The following is a 16,750-nucleotide window of genomic DNA, read 5'->3' as shown; positions in this document are numbered from 1 at the left end:
CTATCATCCTCTGATGAGAAGCGGCGTTTGTTTCTTTATGAGAGAATACCAGATATTAAGAAAGACCCCGGGTTTATACGGGTTGAGAAGGAGAAGACATGTGTAAAGATTGCGGCTGCAGTGTGACGGAGCATTCACACGGACACCATCATCATGATCACGACCACGATCATGACCATGACCACCACGGGCATTCGCATGCCCATCAGGCGGCGCACGAGACGCTGCACCATAATCCGCAGCTCAATGACAAGAAGACGATCGATGTCATTACAAAGATCTTGGACAAGAACGACCACGAAGCGGGCCATAACCGTGCCCACTTCGACGGTCACGGGGTACTGGCGATCAATCTGATGAGCAGTCCGGGCAGCGGGAAGACGACGCTGCTGGAGCAGATGGCGGAGCGCGCCCCCTTCCGTTTCGGCGTCATCGAGGGGGACCTGGAGACAAGCCGCGACGCGGAGCGCATCAAAGCCAAGGGCATCCCCGCCTACCAGATCCAGACAGGAAGCGCCTGCCACCTCGATGCCTTTATGGTACACGAAGGGCTGCACGATATGCCGCTGAACGACCTGGATATCTGTTTCATCGAAAATGTCGGCAACCTCGTCTGCCCGGCCAGCTATGACGTCGGTTCGCACCTGAACATCGTGCTTGTCTCCGTCCCCGAGGGGAGCGACAAGATCGAAAAGTACCCCGTCATGTTCCGCCAGGCGGACCTGGTGCTGATCACGAAAACCGACCTGCTCCCCTATTTCGACTACGACATCGAACACGAAAAAGCGGAGGCGCGCAAGATCAAACCGGGGGTCGATATCCTGGAGGTCAGCACCAAAGACGAAGCGTCCGTGCAGCGTGTTATCGAGTGGATCGAATTCAAACGCAGGATGAGGAGCTGATATGTGTCTCTCTATTCCTTCAAAGGTTGTTTCCGTCGACCGTGAGAAAAACAGCGCCGTGGTCGATACGATGGGTGTCAAGCGCGAAGCGGGGCTGGACCTGATGGAAGAGGGCAGCGTCAACGTCGACGACTATGTCCTTATCCATATCGGTTTCGTGATGAACAAGATCGACGAGGAGGACGCGCTCGAATCGCTAAAGGTCTATAACGAGATCCTGGCGAAGTTGGACGAAGAGGAGCGCTCGCGTGTCGTCTTGGAGGATGACAACTGCGAGAACAGGGGTGCACCATGAGCGAGCTGAAACTCAAGGACCTTTACGACGGCTTCAGGGACCCCGCGACGATCCGGATGCTGGCCGCCCAGATCGGGGAGGGCGCGAAAGCGCTGCATGAACCGCTGCGGATCATGGAGGTGTGCGGGGGGCATACGCATACGATCATGAAGTACGGGCTGCCCCAGCTGCTGCCGGACAATATCGACTTTATTCACGGCCCCGGCTGCCCGGTCTGTATCATGCCCAAAGAGCGGATCGATCACGCCATCGCCCTTGCGCGGATGGAGGATACGATCCTGGTGACACTGGGCGATATGATCCGCGTGCCGGGTTCACAGAGTTCCCTGGCCGCCGAACGGGCCGCGGGGCGGGATATCCGCCCGCTCTATACGCCGATGGACGCCCTCAAAATAGCGAAAGAGAACCCCGACAAGCGGGTGGTCTTTTTTGCGATCGGGTTCGAGACGACGACGCCGATGACGGCGGCGCTGCTGCATGCGGCGATCGCCCAGAAGGTCGAGAACCTCTATTTTCATATCAACCATGTGCTCGTCCCGCCGGCGATCGACGCGATCATGAGTGACGGTCAGGCGAAGATCAACGCCTTTATCGGGCCTTCGCACGTCAGTGTCATCACCGGGGCGAAGATCTACGCCCCGCTGCCGGTGAAATACGGCACCCCCGTCGTCGTCTGCGGTTTCGAGCCCGTCGACGTGATGCAGGGGATCTTGATGGCGGTACGGCAGCAGGCGGAGGGACGCGCCGAACTGGAGATCGAATACTCCCGTTCGGTGACGATGGAAGGCAACGTCAAGGCTCAGCAGCTCATCGACACATACCTGCAGCCGCGCAGCCATTTCCGCTGGCGCGGGATCGGGGACATCCCCGACAGCGCCCTGGAACTTCGGGAAGAATTTGCCTATCTCGATGCGGAAAAAGTGTTCGCGGAGGTGCTGCCGACGGAACCCATCGACGACCACAAGCTCTGTATCTGCGGTACGATCCTCAAGGGGCTCGCCAAGCCGATGGAGTGCAAAGTCTTCGGGACGGCCTGTACCCCGAACAGCCCGTTGGGCAGCTGTATGGTCAGCTCTGAGGGGGCGTGCAACGCCTACTATCGCTATGCGGGGGTGCTCGGATGAAACAGGTACAACTCAGCCACGGCGGGGGCGGGGAGGAGACGAACAAGCTTATCCACGACCTTTTCTACCGCCATTTCAAAAACGACATCCTGATCAAGGCCGAGGATGCGGCGGTGCTGGAGACCGAGGGGAAGATCGCCTTCACGACCGACAGCTTTACGGTCAGCCCGCTCTTTTTCGAGGGGGGAGACATCGGGAAGCTGGCGGTCGCCGGCACGGTCAATGACCTGGCTATGATGGGGGCGAAGCCGCTCTACCTCAGTTCGGCCTTTATGATCGAAGAGGGCTTCGCTTTCGAGGAGCTGGAACGCATCGTCGAAAGTATGGCCGAGGAGCTGGCGAAGTCCGGGGCGAAGATCGTCTGCGGGGATACCAAGGTCGTACCGCGGGGGAGCGTCGACAAGCTCTTCATCAATACGGCGGGAATCGGCGAGGTCATGCGTGAAGGGATCTCTTCACAGGCGATTCAGGAAGGCGACGTCATCATCGCGTCGCGTGATATCGGGCGCCACGGGGCGACGGTTCTGATGGCCCGTGAAGGACTGGAGGTCAGTGCCGATCTCGGCAGCGACTGCGAAACGCTCTGGCCCGCCGTCGAGGCGCTGCTGGCGGAAAACATCTCCGTCAGCGCCCTGCGTGACGCGACCCGGGGCGGTCTGGCCGCCGTGCTGAACGAGTGGGCGGAGAACAGCAATGTCTGCCTGGAGATCGAAGAGGCTGCGATCAAAGTCAGCGATGAGGTGCAGGGGATCTGCGAAATGTTCGGGTTCGAGGCGACGGACCTGGCCAACGAGGGGGCCTTCGTTGCCGCCGTCGCGCCGATGCACGCGGCCTTTGCCGTGAGCGCACTGCAGCGGTTCGGGTTCTGCCGTGACGCGGCGGTGATCGGCCGGGCGACGGCGCAGTACCCGGGCAAAGTGGTTCTGCACTCCGCGTTCGGCAGCCGCCGTTTCCTCGACCTGCCCAAGGGCGAACTGCTGCCGAGGATCTGTTAGGAGAGTGCCATGCATGATGAAGCAAAGCGGTGCAGCAAAGCGGAACTGCGCAATGGAGTGAGCACAAATGGAGTAGGCGTAGCCGAGGACAGTATAAATATTTTGCATGGAGGTTTCCATGCATGAATATTCCGTTGTACAGGCTTTATTGGAACAGGTGGAGAAACATGCCGCCGAGAACGAAGCGGAACGGGTGACCAAGGTGGTCGTCAAGATCGGCGTGATGAGCGGCGTGGAACCGCACCTCCTCGAGATCGCCTTCAACACATTCAAGGAGCAGACCGTCTGCGACGGGGCGGATTTCGTGATGAACATCCAGCCCGTCACCCTGACCTGCCGACAGTGCGGGAGCCGAAGCGAGCTGGAGAAGGTCTGGTACCGCTGCCCCGCGTGCGAGAGCCTGGAGGTCGACGTTGTCGACGGCGAAGAGATGTATCTGATGAGTTTGGAAATGGAGTAGACCATGCAGGAAATCTGGGAAAACTATATGAAACCGGTGGATGGAAACCCTGCGACCGTGGCATTCAATGCCGAAGTAGCAGATACGCTTCCCAACGAGACGTTGGGGCACGTGGGTTTTCTCAAGCTCCGTTTGAACGGGCCGACGGCCGAAGGGTTCGTCGCCGATAGCGAAGCGGACACGGTCAAAGAGATCGAGGACCGGCTGGAGATGGAGGCGCTGCGTTACCGCGTCGGCAAATATGTCGGGCGTATCGTCTCGGGGGGCGAGGTCCACTGCATCTATTACCTCAAATACGATTTTGAATGGCCCGACGTCATTGCCGCCACGATGGGGGCTTTTACGGACTACACCTACGAATACGGCTCCCGGCTCGATACGGAGTGGGAGGTGTACCGCAAACTGCTCTTTCCCACGGACCGGGAGTGGCAGCTGATCCAGAATCACCACACCTGCGACCGGCTCAAAGCCGCCGGGGACAATCTCCGCATCCGCCGGGCGATCGAACACCGGGCCTTTTTTGCGAAACATGAGGGGCGTGAACGCTTTGTCGAGCGTATCAGTGCCGAGGGCTTCAAAGTGCAGGCTGACGCTCCGCCGCAGCAGGTCAGCCCGCCGTTCGGTGTCCAGTTTTACCGCATGGATGCACCGTTTTACTACGATATTGATGCGGTAACACTGCAGATTATTGCTTGGGCGGAAGCCTTCGAGGGGCAATATGACGGATGGGAAACCAGTTTGGTAAAACAGTAATTATGTCGTCAAATAGACGAAAATGTCATACAATAGACAAAACAGAAGGAGCTACTATGGAACGCGAAGAGTTGCTGGAACAGCGGAATGAACATGAACTGCCGACACCGGCGGGAATGAGCCGGCGTGATGCGCTCAAGCTGATGGGGATCTCCCCGGTCGCGGCGTCCGTGCTCGCCTCGACGGCACCGGCGGTCTCCGCGGAAGCGGTCGATGTGAAGGGGAAGATCGTTATCGTCGGCGGCGGCTCCGGTGCCATCATGGCCCTGGCGCGGCTGCATCGCGCGATTTCGAATCCCGATATCACGATTATCGCGCCCAACGAGGTCCACCTCTACCAGCCGGGACAGATCTTCATGGCTGCGGGGCTCTATACCCATGAGGATGTCGTCAAGCCCAACAGCGACTTCATCCCTGATGACGTGACATGGATCAAAGATGAAGTGGCCAGCTTTGACCCGGACAACAACCGGGTGACGACCCGTGCAGGCGAAGAGGTCGCTTACGACTACCTGGTCGTCGCGACGGGTATCGTCTGCCACTACGACGCCATCAAAGGGCTCACCGAGGCCGACATCGGCACGCACGGTATCTCCAGCGTCTACCTGAACAACCCCGAAGCGGGGACCGCGAAGGGTGGGGAGATCACCTGGGAGTGGTTCAACGATCTCAAAGCGGCGGCGAAGAACGGGAAACCGAAGGTCATCTATACCCAGCCCAACACGCCGATCAAATGCGGCGGCGCCCCGCAGAAGATCCTCTACCTCAGCGCCGATTACCTGAAGAAAGAGGGGCTCTCCGCCGAATACGCCTTTACGACATCGTTCCCGAGCCTCTTCTTCCTGAAGCCGATCGACGAGGCGCTTAGTGAGGCGCAGAAGCGCTATGACAGCATCACCAACTACTTCAGTCACCACCTCGAATCGATCGATGTAGAGGGCAAGGTCGCGACCTATATCCACGCCTATGATGAAGAGGTATATGACGAAGACTTTGATACCTATGAAACCGTGAGCAAATCCGACCGGATCGAGATGCCGTACGACTTTATCCATATCGTGCCGCCGATGAGCCCGCCGGATGCCGTGGTCAACTCCCCACTGGCGGGAGGCGACGGCTGGCTCGAGGTGGATAAATACACCCTGCAGCACCCCCGTTTCCCGAACGTTTTCGGTATCGGGGACGTCTGCGGGATCCCAATGGGGAAAACCGGCGGATCGGCACGCCACCACGGCCCGGTGCTGCAGGACAACCTTCTTGCGGTGATGCAGGGCAAAACGCCGAAAGAGAAGTTCGACGGCTACACGGTCTGCCCGCTCAAAACCGAGTACGGCGAAATCATCATGGCCGAGTTCAACTACGAGGGCTTTGCGCCGACGATCCCGTTCCTGGCGCCGGAAAAACCGCGCGTAATGTGGTGGTATTTCGACGTATACATGCTCAAACCGATGTACTGGTACCTGATGCTGAGGGGGCTGATGTAGCCTTTGCCCCCCTCGGGCATGCAAAGTTAATGAAAATTGATGTATAATGTGCCATGAATAACACAAAGATTGTGGCCAAAAAACAGTTCGGCCAGAATTTTCTGAAAGATCAGAGCGTTTTGCGCAAGATCATCGAAGCGATGCCCGGAAGCGACAGAAACGTCGCGGAGATCGGGCCTGGCTTAGGTGATTTAACTAAGTTTTTAGTTGATGTCAAAAGCGTCGATGCTTTTGAGGTCGATACCGATCTATGCAAGCACCTGAATGAAGTTTTCACGGATGAGATCACTACCGGTCGACTGACGCTGCACTGCGGCGACGTCCTCGAGCACTGGAAGAGTGAGCTGCTTGATGTTCCGTACGAGTTGGTGGCGAACCTGCCATACTACATCGCGACGAACATTATCCTCAAAGCCCTCGCCGATCCGAAGTGCGAATTTCTGCTTGTTATGGTTCAGCGTGAAGTGGCGGAGAAGTTCTCCGCTTCACCTGGAGAGAAGAACTTTGGTGCACTCAGTGTGATAGCCCAGAGCGTGGCAGAGGTCAGTATCCTCGTCCATGTCCCGCCCGAAGCGTTCACCCCGCCGCCCAAAGTCGATTCCGCCGTCCTGCTCATGAAAAAAACGGCGAATCGGGCGTCAGACGCGTTTGAACAGATGCTCAAATCCGCATTTGCCCAGCCGCGCAAGACGTTGCTCAAGAATCTCTCCGCACGCTACGGAAAAGAAGAGGTCCTGGCCGCACTATCCTCTCGCGGTTACCCCTCTACCGTTCGTCCTCACCAGATCTCGACAGCAGACTATCACCAACTCTATACACAATTACATTAACAGTGACGCCCGAGGGGCGTACTGCAAGGAGTTAGGATGTCAGAAGAAACACAAGCCCCTGTCGCAGAAGCGAAGAAAAACAGCGAGAACAAGCCGGCGCAGAACCGCGACGGCTCTCAGCGCCGCCGCTCTTCCAACCGCAGCCGCAGCCGCAGCCGCCAAAAACCCAAAGAGGGTGAAGCGAAAAAAGAGGGCGAAGGCCAGAGCCAGAACCGCAACCGCGGTAGCCGCGGCGGCAATCGCGGGGAGAACCGTGGCGAAAACCGCGGGGAAAACCGTGGCGAAAGTCGCGCGAAAAGTGGTGGCGGACGTTCCGGCGGCAACCGCAACCGCCGCCGCAACGCCCCGGCACCGACGGAGCAGAGCCTGCTGGAGAATGCGCGCCAGAACGAGGCGTCGCAGCGCGTCCGTGTCAGTCCGTATACGAAGATTGATGCGGAGGTGAAGGCGAAGGTCCGTATCACCCCGCTGGGCGGTCTCGGCGAGATCGGCGGAAACATGATGGTCATGGAGACGGATAACGAAGCGATCCTGATCGACGTCGGGATGAGTTTCCCGGACGAAGAGATGCACGGCGTCGATATCCTGGTACCGGACTTTACCTATGTCCGCGAGATCAAGGATAAGATCGTCGGTGTCATCATTACCCACGCCCACGAAGACCATATCGGTGCGGTCCCTTACCTCTACAAAGAGATGCAGTTCCCGCTGTACGGTACGGCGCTTCCGCTGGCGATGATCGGCAACAAGTTCGACGAACACCATCTCAAAGAGTTCCGCCGCTACTTCCGCCCGATCGAGAAGCGCGTCGTGTACCAGATCGGGAACGATTTCCAGGTCGAGTGGATGCACATGACGCACTCCATCATCGACTCCTCTTCTATCGCGGTGACGACAGAGGCGGGAACGGTCATCCATACGGGTGACTTCAAGATCGACCATACGCCTGTTGACGGATTCCCGGCAGACCTGCACCGTCTGGCGCACTATGGCAGTCAGGGCGTCCTGGCACTCCTGTCGGATTCGACGAACTCGTACAACAAAGAGATCACGCCGAGCGAACTGACGGTCGCCCCGGCGCTGGACCGCGTCTTCTCGAAAACGAAAGGGCGCATTATCCTCTCGACGTTCAGCTCGAACATACACCGCGTCTTCCAGGCGATCCAGGCGGGGATCAAATACGGGCGCAAGGTCTGCGTCATCGGCCGTTCCATGGAGCGCAACCTCGAAGTGGCGATGCAGTACGAATACATCAAGCTGCCCAAAAACATCTTCGTCGATGCGGATGACGTCAGCCGGATGAACGACAAGGACGTCCTCATCATCACCACGGGTTCGCAGGGAGAGCCGAACTCGGCACTGTTCAGAACGGCCATCGGCGAGCATCGCCACATCAAGATCAAGCCGGGCGACCTGATCATCCTCTCTTCCCGGGCGATCCCGGGCAACGAGGGCTCCATTTCGCAGATGCTTAACCACCTCGAGCGTGCCGGCGCGACCGTTGCCCGCGATCGCGATCTGCACGTCTCCGGTCACGGCGGGGCGGAAGAGCAGAAGCTGATGCTGCGTCTGGTGCAGCCGAAATTCTTCCTGCCGATCCACGGCGAATACAACCACGTTATGCGCCACAGAGAGACGGGAATCGCCTGCGGGGTCCCCGAGCGCAACATCCATCTGATGAGCGACGGCGAGTGTGTCGAAGTGACGCCGAAGTATATGCGCAAGGTCAAAACCGTCAAATCAGGCAAGACCTACATCGACAACCAGAGCAACAACCTGATCGAAGACGACATCGTCATCGACCGCCAGAAGATGGCAACGGAGGGGATGGTCATGATCGTCGCCCAGGTCAGCAAAGCGGATTCGCACCTGATCTCCAAGCCGAAGGTCAGCAGTTTCGGTCTGGTGCCGGACAAGCAGGACAAAGCGTTTGCCCAGGAGATGGAAGATGTCCTGGAACACTTCCTGACCAATCTCAAGCCGGGGATCATCGAAAACCCCAAAGCGATGGAGAACGATCTTCGTCAGGTCGTCCGCAAGCATATCTATCGCAAAATGAAAAAGTACCCTCTCATCACCCCGACCATCTTTGTGATGTGAGCACCGTAAAGAAAACGCCAACTGCTTGGCGTTTTTAGGTGCGAAACCATAGGCGATGTCCGAAGGACCGCCGAAGGCTTTCAATCGATGGAGCCAACTGCTTGTCGTTTCGGCGAACGAAACCGCAGGCGTTGTGCGAAGCACCGCCGAAGGCTTCAAATCAAAAAAATAAACCTTTTAAGCAAGGGTGACTAACGTCACGCTTGCCCGAACGATGCAGCACAGCAGAATTCCGCAGCATAGCGAGGACAAACCACGGGCGATGTCCGAAGGACCGCCGAAGGCTTCTAATCAACAGTAACAACACCGCTTGTATGACGCGATGTGCCGATGAAAACTTCGTCACAACCGTTGTGACGCAACTATTTCTCCGCGAACACTCTCCTTCATAAATCAAGACAGAAACGATACGGTGATAATAAGTAAGCAGTTCCGTGCCGGAATCATCCGGTTAAAGGGTGTATTCCAGTCGCTTTTTTGAACACATCGTTGGCCCTTGTTCTCAAAATACCCCACGGTAGATCGATGAAAAAATACACAGGTTATTCACAGCGTGAAGTATAATAATTATTTATTATATATTTTTCTATATAGGAGCAGAAAAGGGCTTAAATCAAGCTTTTTTCAGAGGCCGCGGAAAAAGAAATTTCCGGGCGAAAAGAGGGAGAATCAGTTCCCGCGGGAGCCGGGTTTGATCGCTTCGCTGCCGGCCTTGCACATCGGGCACTCTTCGGGGGCGTACATCTCGAAATCGAAGTCCGCCAGGGCGAAGAAGGGGAGGTCGCCGGGGAGTTTGCAGCTGGGCTTTGCCTCGATGCTGCTGTGCTCGCGGCGGCAGAAACCGCGGTTGGCCAGGGCGGCGAAAGCCACGACCTTCGCCCCGAGCCCTTCGACGGCAGCGGCGGCTTCCATCGCGGAGCCGCCCGTGGTAATGATGTCTTCACAGATGAGGATGGTTTCCCCCTCTTTGACGTCAAAACCGCGGCGCAGCGTCATTTCGCCGCCGACGCGTTCGGTGAAGATGTAGCGGGCATCCAGGGCCTGGGCCAGGGCGAAGCCGGCAATAAGCCCGCCGATCGCCGGGGAGCAGACGGTATCGATCTTCACACCGCTGGCTTTGATCTGGTCGGCCAGGGCTGTGGCCAGTTTCATGGCCGTTTTCGGGTCCTCGAGTACTTTGGCGGACTGGAGGTAGAACTGGGAGTGGTTGCCGGAGCTGAGCTTGAAGTGGCCCTCAAGCATCGCGTCGGCATCGAGGTAGATCTGTTTGATGTCCATACGCTTACACCGTCAGGATGGCTTGTTCTTTTTGCTTGATGATCTCGTCGATCTTTGCCACCATCTTGTCTGTGATCTTCTGGATATTGTCCTGGGCACGTTTGGAGTCGTCCTCGGTGATCTCTTTATCTTTCTCAAGCTTTTTAACCGCGTCGTTGGATTTTCGGCGGTCGTTACGGACGGCGACTTTCGCGTCTTCGCCCATTTTCTTGAGCTTTTTGACGCTCTCCTGGCGCTGTTCGACGGTCATCGGCGGGAAGAAGAGCTTGATCTGTTCACCGTCGTTGTTCGGGTTGACGCCGATATTGGCTTTGGCGATGGCGGTTTCAATGTCGCCCAGCAGCGGTTTTTCCCACGGGGAGACGGTGATCGTCGTCGCATCCGTGGCCAGGACCGTCGCGACCTGGGAGAGGGGAGTCGCCGCCCCGTAGTAGTCGACCTTGATGCCGTCGAGCACCTGTGTCGTTACTTTCCCTGTCCGGATCGTTTTGAACTGGCTTTGCATGTGCTCGATCGCACCTTCCATGTCCATTTCGCACTCTTGATAAATTTCGTCAAGCATTCTTACTCCTTTACTAAGATGATACTCTCTTGTTTCCGGCCGACCCGGAGAAAGACCCGGCTGCGCGGCAAAGCGAGCTTCACATCGGTTTTCACGCGGATCTCACCGTTTTCGATGGGAACGCGTACCCACTCCCCGCCGCTGATAAAGTATTCGGCTGTACGGTATGTCGGTGCAATTTTAGCGTGTATTTCTTTTAATCTGCCATCTTCAGGCCAGCGCAGCGGGGCGATCCACTCGGTGTCCAGGCGTTCGATTTTCAGTTTTTGCGCTATCAGGTTTTCACCGGTCAGCGCGGTCCGGTCAAGGTCGTGCGGGTCGCTGTTCGCGTTGACCGCGCCGCTGTTCTGGTTGAGGATCAGTTCAAAGCCGTAGTCGGCGATGCCCGCCTTGACCTCGGGATTGTATTCGCCGTAGGGGTAGGCGTAGTAGCGCGGTACGCGGCGGAGCTCCTTGGCAAAAGAGCGCAGCCCCCGGTCGGTGTCGTCTTTGAGCATGTAGGGGACGAGGTGGCACTCATGGCGGTGTCCGTAGCCGTGCAGCCCGAGTTCGCCGTACTGCGCCGTATCGCGGATCTGATCCCAGCTCATGAAGTCACCGTAGTGCTTGTCCGCCGCCGCGACATAGACAAAGAGTGTAAAGGGGTAGCCGTACTCTTTGAAAACCGGCAGCCCGTTCTCATAGAAGCTTTTGTAGCTGTCATCGATGGTGAGCACGACCCATTTGTCGTCGATGGGTTCGTGCGTTTTGAGGGCCTTGGCTAGGCGGGAGAGGGGGATGACTTTGTAGCCGTGCGCTTTGAGATAGTCGAATTCGGCGCGCAGTGTCTGAACGGAGGTGTTGGTCGCGGCATGCTGCGCATCGCCGAAACGGTGGAAGACGAAGATGTGCGCGTCCGCAAAGAGTACCAGCGGCAGCAGCGCAGTCAGTAGGAGGCTGCGCATGGCGGGTTAGTTGGAAGTGTTGGCTTCGGCAGCAGGTGCCGCAGGTGCAACGGCGCTTTCTGCTGCGCTCGGAGCGGCCGCCGTGACCGGTGTGACGATCTCGTCAACGACGGACTTGTTGGCGGCCTGCGCGTAGAAGTAACCCAGGGCAATCGTATTGGCTACGAAAAGGAATCCGAAGACGAAGGTCGTTTTCGCCAGGAAGCTGCCGGGCCCTTTGGCACCGAAAACGGATTCATTGGAACCGCTGTAGGCTCCCAGACCGATGCTGGAACTTTTCTGCAGCAAGACGACGATGGTCAGCAGAATCACCAGCACGACCTGTACGATCAGCAAGAAAGAAGTCATTGTTATCCTTAATCATTCGCTTTAAAGTGGCGAATTATAGCGAAAAAAACCCTATTCCATAATGGGCACGGGAAGCTTCGCTATAATTCGGGGAAGAAAGCCGTGGAGAGATTTTGAAAAAAGCAATCATTGTTTTACTGGCACTGTTGATGGTTTTGGTGCTGGCCCTCGTGGTCATCGTGCCGGAGAAAAAGGTACAGACCGGTAAGGCGGATGTTATTGTGACGACGTTTGCGCTTTACGACATTGCCCGTCACCTCCTGGGGAAGGATGCCGAGGTGGCCATGCTGATTCCGTTCGGACGGGACGTACACACCTTCGAACCGACGCCGCAGGATATGATCCGCGTCCAGAAAAGCCGGCTGTTTCTCTACAGCGGGGCCGGCCTTGAACCATGGACGGAGCCCTTTGAATCGTTCGGAAACGCCACGGACATGAGCCGGCACGTCCGCTTGCATGCAGGGGGACACGCGCACCACGATCACGGGGAGGAGCACGACGACGATCATCACGGCGCCGACCCGCACTACTGGCTCGATATCGACAATATGATCGCCCTTGTGACAGCATTAGAACAACTGTTCACTTCGGCGTTTCCGGCTGTGGATGCCGGGACATTCCGGGAACGCGGCGCGGCTTATATCAAACGGCTCGAGACCCTAGACGCACTTTACCGCAAACGGTTGGGTGACTGCCGGCTCGATACGATCGTCGTCAGCCACAACGCCTTCGGCTACCTTGCCGAACGCTACGGCTTCCATATTGCCGCCGTAATGGGCCTCTCTCCGGATACGATGCCCGATGCGAAAACGATGGCGCAACTGACCGATATAGTACGCGAGCACGGTATTAAAACGCTTTTTTACGAATCGTTCGTCAGCGATAAACTGGTGGCATCTTTGGCAACAGAGACGGGCGTGCGGGTGGATGTGCTTCAGCCGCTGGCCAATATCACCGCCGATGAGATCGGCGCAGACTATTTCCGCCTCATGAACGCCAATCTGCTGAAGCTGTATGACGCATTGGAGTGCCGATGACCTTTGAACCGGCCGTCTTCGAGGTCGAACATCTTCACTACAGTGCCGGCGGTCAGACGATCCTTATGGACGTGTCGCTGAAGGTCCTGCAGGGGGAGTACTGCGCGGTAATCGGTCCCAACGGCGGCGGCAAGACGACGCTGGTACGGCTGCTGCTGGGGCTTCAAAAACCCTCCGAGGGAACGATCCGCCTTTTTGGCGAGCCGCAAAAGCAGTTCCGCCACTGGGCGCAGGTGGGGTACGTCCCCCAGCAGGTGACGCAGACGGACCGCCTTTTCCCCGGTACCGTCGAAGAGATCGTCCGTATGGGGCGCATTTCCGGGCTCGGGTGGGACAAACGGTGGCATGAGAACGACCGGCGTATCGTCGAGCGGGCCATGGAACGGATGGAAGTGACGGGTTTGCGGCAGAAACTTGTCGGCGAACTCTCCGGCGGGCAGCGTCAGCGGGTCATGATCGCCCGTGCACTGGCCTCGGAGCCGAAAGTGCTGATCCTCGACGAACCAAATACCGGGGTGGACCAGCCTTCGCAGCAGCGCTTTTACGCCCTGTTGCGCCAGCTCAACCGCGAAGAGCGTCTGACGATCCTTTTTGTGACCCACGACATCGGTGTCATTGCAGACGACATTGCGCGGGTCTTTACGGTCAACCAGCGGCTCTCAACCTGCAACGATCCGAAAACACTGCTCAGCTGCGAAGGCATGAGTGAACTTTACGGCATCGATGCGCACCTGCTCAGTGCGCATCACCGGCACTGACGAGGAGAGAGGATGCTGGAACTGTTCCAATACCAGTTTATGGTCAATGCGTTTCTCGCCGGGATCATGATCGCACTGCTTGCCTCCTTCAGCGGGGCCTTTGTCGTCCTTCGCCGCTACGCGCTGCTGACAGAGACCCTGGCACACTCGGCGCTGGTTGGGGTCGCCGTCGGGATCCTGACCGAGACCAACCCGGTCTGGATGGCGGTGGCTGCGGCACTGCTCAGTGCATGGACCATCGAGTACCTGCGCAGCTTCTTTCACCTCTACTCCGATGCCGTCCTGGCCATTTTCCTTTCGGGCTCGCTTGCGCTGGCCGTCATCATCGTTTCACTCGCGGGTGCATTCAACAGCTCGCTGTTCAGCTACCTCTTCGGCTCCATCCTCTCCGTCTCCAGGGAGGAGGTCTGGACGATCTTTGTCGTCGGTATCCCGGCCCTGGCGCTGCTGGGCTACTTCTATAAAGAGCTCTACTTTATCGCTTTCGATGAGGAGGTCGCCAAAACGGGCGGCATTCCGGTGACCCTGCTGAACTTTATGCTGGTGAGTATCGTTGCCGTCATCATCGCGCTCTCCATCCGTATCGTCGGGACCCTGCTGATCGGTGCCCTGATGGTCATCCCGACGGTCGCCGCCCTGCGGTTCCGCCAGGGCTTCTCCGTGACGGTGGGGCTCTCCGTACTGTTTGCACTCTTTTCCGTGGCGGCCGGTATGCTGCTCTCTTATGCTTTTGCACTCCCCAGCGGGGCTACCATTGTCATGTGTGTCCTGCTGATCTTCGTCATCTCCCTGGTGATCAACCGCCGATGAACGTTCAGAACGAGTTCTCCCGCTATGCCGACCATTACGGCAGCTATAACGTTATTCAGAAGAAAGTGGCGCAAAGACTGGTCGGAGGGGTGAAGGATGCACCGCAGCATCTGCTCGATATCGGCTGCGGGCGCGGTGCTGTCGCGGAACAGATAGGGTGGCCCTATCAGCAGCTTGTCGGCATCGATTTCGCGCCGGGGATGCTGGCCCTGCACCCCCAGGGGGAACGGATCACCTGCCTGCAGGGAGACTTCGACGATCCCAAGCTCTACACCGCGTTGAAGGCAACGCATTTCGACCGTATCTTTTCCGCGTCCGCCCTGCAGTGGTCGCCGGACCTTGCACACACCTTCGCGCTGATCCGTTCACTGAATGCGCCGGTCTCCCTGGCGATCTTCACGGCCGGAACGTTCGGGACCCTTTTTAAAACGGCAGGGCTGCCGCCGCTGCTGAGGAGCGCCGGCGAAGTGGAGCGGCTGGCAAAACGCTTTTTCAATGCCTCGTGCGAAGTGGTCCGCTACTCCCTTGCCTTTGACAATACCCGTGACATGTTCCGTTATATCAAGCGAAGCGGGGTCAGCGGGAACCGGAACGTGCTGACCTATAAAGAGACGAAACAGCTGATGGAGAATTATCCTCTGGACCGGCTGGAGTTCGAGGTGCTCTTTATTCAGAGCTGAGCAGGTGCTCTTTTTCCAATGTATAGAGTTCGTAGCGGATCTGCTTGAACGTTTCCGAGAGGGCAGGGTCGACGATCTTATACATCTCCTCCAATACCCGTGACGACTCCTGTGCCCGTTTGTAGTTGGCGATGAGGATGCTCTCTATCGAGGAGCGGTTCAGTTCGCTCTTGATCGTCGGACGCAGTACATCATTGACGCTGTCCCGGGAAGAGAGCAGGTTTTGCAGATCATCGATACGGCTGCGGTGGCGAAGGGCTTTGAGGCTGGAAGCGGTTGTTTTGTCGTTTTGGAGATAGCGGGCGATATCCTCGATAACGCGGATGCCCTCTTTGAGACGGTTGAGGTTGGCGTCGATCACCCGAAAGAGATCGGGTGAAAGGGCGTCAGTCTTCGCTGCCACCGAAGATGCCCAGGAGCTGGAGCAGGTTGACGAAGATATTGAAGAAGTCGAGGTAAAGGGCGACAGCCCCCTCGATCGGTGTTTCATACATTCCGCGTACGATCGCCTGCGTGTCGTAAACGACGAAGATGCTGAACAGGAAAACCGCTGCGGCGGAGATGATGACGGCCATCATCGGGCTTCCGAGGAAGATGTTGACGATGGAGAAGCCGATGATCACCAGCAGGGCAATAAAGAGCGGCTTGCTGAAAGAGGTGAAGTCTTTCGTCGTACGGATGGCGTAAAAGCTCATGGCCCCGAAGATGACGGAAGTCATGGCAAAAGCGTTACCGACGATCGTCGCACCGCCGGACATACTGAGGATAACGGAAAGCAGCGGTGCGATCATCATACCGGTTGCAAACGTGAAGGCAAAAAGCAGGATCAGGTTGAGCCCCTGCTTGTGCTTGGCAAAATGCAGGCCGATCAGCAGGCCGATGACCAGGAAAAAGAGCGGCCAGTGCATGGCCTGAAGGGTCCCGGCGATCGGAATCCCGACATAGGAGCCGACTGCCGCAGCCATCAGAGAAGCCGCAAACAGTTTGTAGGTCTCTTTTACAAAGGAAACGACCTGTGTATCACTGCGGTTGGCTGCGTAGTGGTCCGCTGCCCTGCCGCGTGCATATTCTCTATCATAAAGTCCCATAGTCTATACCTCTATATATTGGAGTTTGATTTCTGAACTATACAAGGTTCATGTCAAACAGATAGTAAATAAAATCAGGGCGTTTGGCGTGAAAATATCGGTTTATAGTGGCAGGGAGGGCTTCGGTGTATAATTTTGTAACAAAAAAGGGGTGAAAAAGGGCCGAAAAAAAGAAATTCGACATTTTTTGCAATTCCTTCCGAAAACCTCTTGACATTGCTTTGAGAATCCCCTATAATTCCCGTCCACAAACGATGAGAGGCATCGAAAGAAGCCGATCAGCCGGGTCTTCGAGTTGAAGA

General features: G+C 57.2%; 19 protein-coding genes. 13 read left to right on the top strand and 6 right to left on the bottom strand.

All coding sequences use genetic code 11. The annotated features are described in order from the left end of the window. The first annotated feature begins 98 nt into the window (after positions 1-98). From hypB to ACXWTF_RS00055, 9 genes are all read left to right on the top strand, one after another. A complete protein-coding gene (gene hypB / locus ACXWTF_RS00095) occupies positions 99-902 on the top strand; it encodes a hydrogenase nickel incorporation protein HypB (protein WP_461713015.1) in 804 nt (267 codons plus the stop codon). 1 nt (position 903) lies between these two features. Beyond that, the gene (locus ACXWTF_RS00090; protein WP_461713014.1) at positions 904-1,197 is read left to right on the top strand and encodes a HypC/HybG/HupF family hydrogenase formation chaperone; all 294 of its coding nucleotides are present in this window, start codon (positions 904-906) and stop codon (positions 1,195-1,197) included. Next, entirely contained in the window at positions 1,194-2,321 is a 1,128-nt protein-coding gene (gene hypD, locus ACXWTF_RS00085; protein ID WP_461713013.1) for a hydrogenase formation protein HypD, read from the top strand. The genes ACXWTF_RS00090 and hypD overlap by 4 nt, the downstream gene beginning before the upstream one ends. Next, positions 2,318-3,316, top strand: a complete 999-nt coding sequence (hypE, locus tag ACXWTF_RS00080) for a hydrogenase expression/formation protein HypE (protein ID WP_461713012.1) — start codon at positions 2,318-2,320, stop codon at positions 3,314-3,316. Before hypD ends, hypE begins: the two co-directional genes overlap by 4 nt. A 118-nt stretch (positions 3,317-3,434) precedes the next feature. Next, complete coding sequence (gene hypA, locus ACXWTF_RS00075) at positions 3,435-3,776, top strand: hydrogenase maturation nickel metallochaperone HypA (protein WP_416768641.1); 342 nt, start codon at positions 3,435-3,437, stop codon at positions 3,774-3,776. A 3-nt stretch (positions 3,777-3,779) separates the two neighbouring features. Beyond that, the gene (locus ACXWTF_RS00070; protein ID WP_461713011.1) at positions 3,780-4,529 is read left to right on the top strand and encodes a DUF695 domain-containing protein; all 750 of its coding nucleotides are present in this window, start codon (positions 3,780-3,782) and stop codon (positions 4,527-4,529) included. 56 nt (positions 4,530-4,585) lie between these two features. Then, positions 4,586-6,013: an NAD(P)/FAD-dependent oxidoreductase gene (locus ACXWTF_RS00065; RefSeq protein WP_461713010.1), complete on the top strand. Its 1,428-nt coding sequence runs from the start codon at positions 4,586-4,588 to the stop codon at positions 6,011-6,013. 53 nt (positions 6,014-6,066) lie between these two features. Further along, positions 6,067-6,843: a 16S rRNA (adenine(1518)-N(6)/adenine(1519)-N(6))-dimethyltransferase RsmA gene (gene rsmA / locus ACXWTF_RS00060; RefSeq protein ID WP_461713009.1), complete on the top strand. Its 777-nt coding sequence runs from the start codon at positions 6,067-6,069 to the stop codon at positions 6,841-6,843. Positions 6,844-6,879: 36 nt separating this feature from the next. Next, positions 6,880-8,943, top strand: a complete 2,064-nt coding sequence (locus ACXWTF_RS00055) for a ribonuclease J (protein WP_461713008.1) — start codon at positions 6,880-6,882, stop codon at positions 8,941-8,943. Positions 8,944-9,612: 669 nt separating this feature from the next. On the opposite strand, the gene pyrE is transcribed toward ACXWTF_RS00055, so the two are convergent. Genes pyrE through secG form a run of 4 tightly spaced genes read right to left on the bottom strand, consistent with a single transcriptional unit; the run spans position 9,613 to position 12,075 of the window. Then, positions 9,613-10,221: an orotate phosphoribosyltransferase gene (pyrE, locus tag ACXWTF_RS00050; RefSeq protein ID WP_461713007.1), complete on the bottom strand. Its 609-nt coding sequence runs from the start codon at positions 10,219-10,221 to the stop codon at positions 9,613-9,615. 4 nt (positions 10,222-10,225) lie between these two features. Further along, positions 10,226-10,783 (bottom strand): ribosome recycling factor, encoded by a 558-nt coding sequence (gene frr, locus ACXWTF_RS00045; RefSeq protein ID WP_461713006.1) that lies wholly within the window; start codon positions 10,781-10,783, stop codon positions 10,226-10,228. 2 nt (positions 10,784-10,785) lie between these two features. Continuing rightward, positions 10,786-11,727, bottom strand: coding sequence for a polysaccharide deacetylase family protein (locus ACXWTF_RS00040; RefSeq protein ID WP_461713005.1), 942 nt, complete (start codon positions 11,725-11,727; stop codon positions 10,786-10,788). Positions 11,728-11,733: 6 nt separating this feature from the next. After that, complete coding sequence (gene secG, locus ACXWTF_RS00035; protein WP_416768637.1) at positions 11,734-12,075, bottom strand: preprotein translocase subunit SecG; 342 nt, start codon at positions 12,073-12,075, stop codon at positions 11,734-11,736. A gap of 113 nt (positions 12,076-12,188) precedes the next feature. Between secG and ACXWTF_RS00030 the strand changes: the two genes are divergently transcribed. Genes ACXWTF_RS00030 through ACXWTF_RS00015 form a run of 4 tightly spaced genes read left to right on the top strand, consistent with a single transcriptional unit; the run spans position 12,189 to position 15,360 of the window. Continuing rightward, the gene (locus ACXWTF_RS00030) at positions 12,189-13,112 is read left to right on the top strand and encodes a metal ABC transporter substrate-binding protein (RefSeq protein WP_461713004.1); all 924 of its coding nucleotides are present in this window, start codon (positions 12,189-12,191) and stop codon (positions 13,110-13,112) included. Then, on the top strand, positions 13,109-13,870 hold the full coding sequence (locus tag ACXWTF_RS00025; protein WP_461713003.1) for a metal ABC transporter ATP-binding protein: 762 nt from the start codon (positions 13,109-13,111) through the stop codon (positions 13,868-13,870). Before ACXWTF_RS00030 ends, ACXWTF_RS00025 begins: the two co-directional genes overlap by 4 nt. 12 nt (positions 13,871-13,882) lie before the next feature. Continuing rightward, positions 13,883-14,680 carry a metal ABC transporter permease gene (locus tag ACXWTF_RS00020; RefSeq protein WP_461713002.1) on the top strand — a complete coding sequence of 266 codons (798 nt, stop codon included), beginning with the start codon at positions 13,883-13,885 and terminating at the stop codon, positions 14,678-14,680. Next, positions 14,677-15,360, top strand: a complete 684-nt coding sequence (locus ACXWTF_RS00015; RefSeq protein ID WP_461713001.1) for a methyltransferase domain-containing protein — start codon at positions 14,677-14,679, stop codon at positions 15,358-15,360. The genes ACXWTF_RS00020 and ACXWTF_RS00015 overlap by 4 nt, the downstream gene beginning before the upstream one ends. Here the strand turns inward: ACXWTF_RS00015 and ACXWTF_RS00010 are convergent. Together ACXWTF_RS00010 and ACXWTF_RS00005 are read right to left on the bottom strand one after the other, a co-directional pair. Continuing rightward, positions 15,347-15,763 (bottom strand): thiamine-phosphate pyrophosphorylase, encoded by a 417-nt coding sequence (locus tag ACXWTF_RS00010; protein WP_461713000.1) that lies wholly within the window; start codon positions 15,761-15,763, stop codon positions 15,347-15,349. The genes ACXWTF_RS00015 and ACXWTF_RS00010 overlap by 14 nt on opposite strands. After that, complete coding sequence (locus ACXWTF_RS00005; protein WP_461712999.1) at positions 15,747-16,448, bottom strand: Bax inhibitor-1/YccA family protein; 702 nt, start codon at positions 16,446-16,448, stop codon at positions 15,747-15,749. Before ACXWTF_RS00005 ends, ACXWTF_RS00010 begins: the two co-directional genes overlap by 17 nt. Positions 16,449-16,750: the final 302 nt, after the last annotated feature.

The organism is Thiomicrolovo sp. ZZH C-3, from assembly GCF_054862725.1.
The sequence above is the reverse complement of the archived record's forward strand: the minus strand, read 5'-3'. Positions and strand labels throughout refer to the sequence as shown.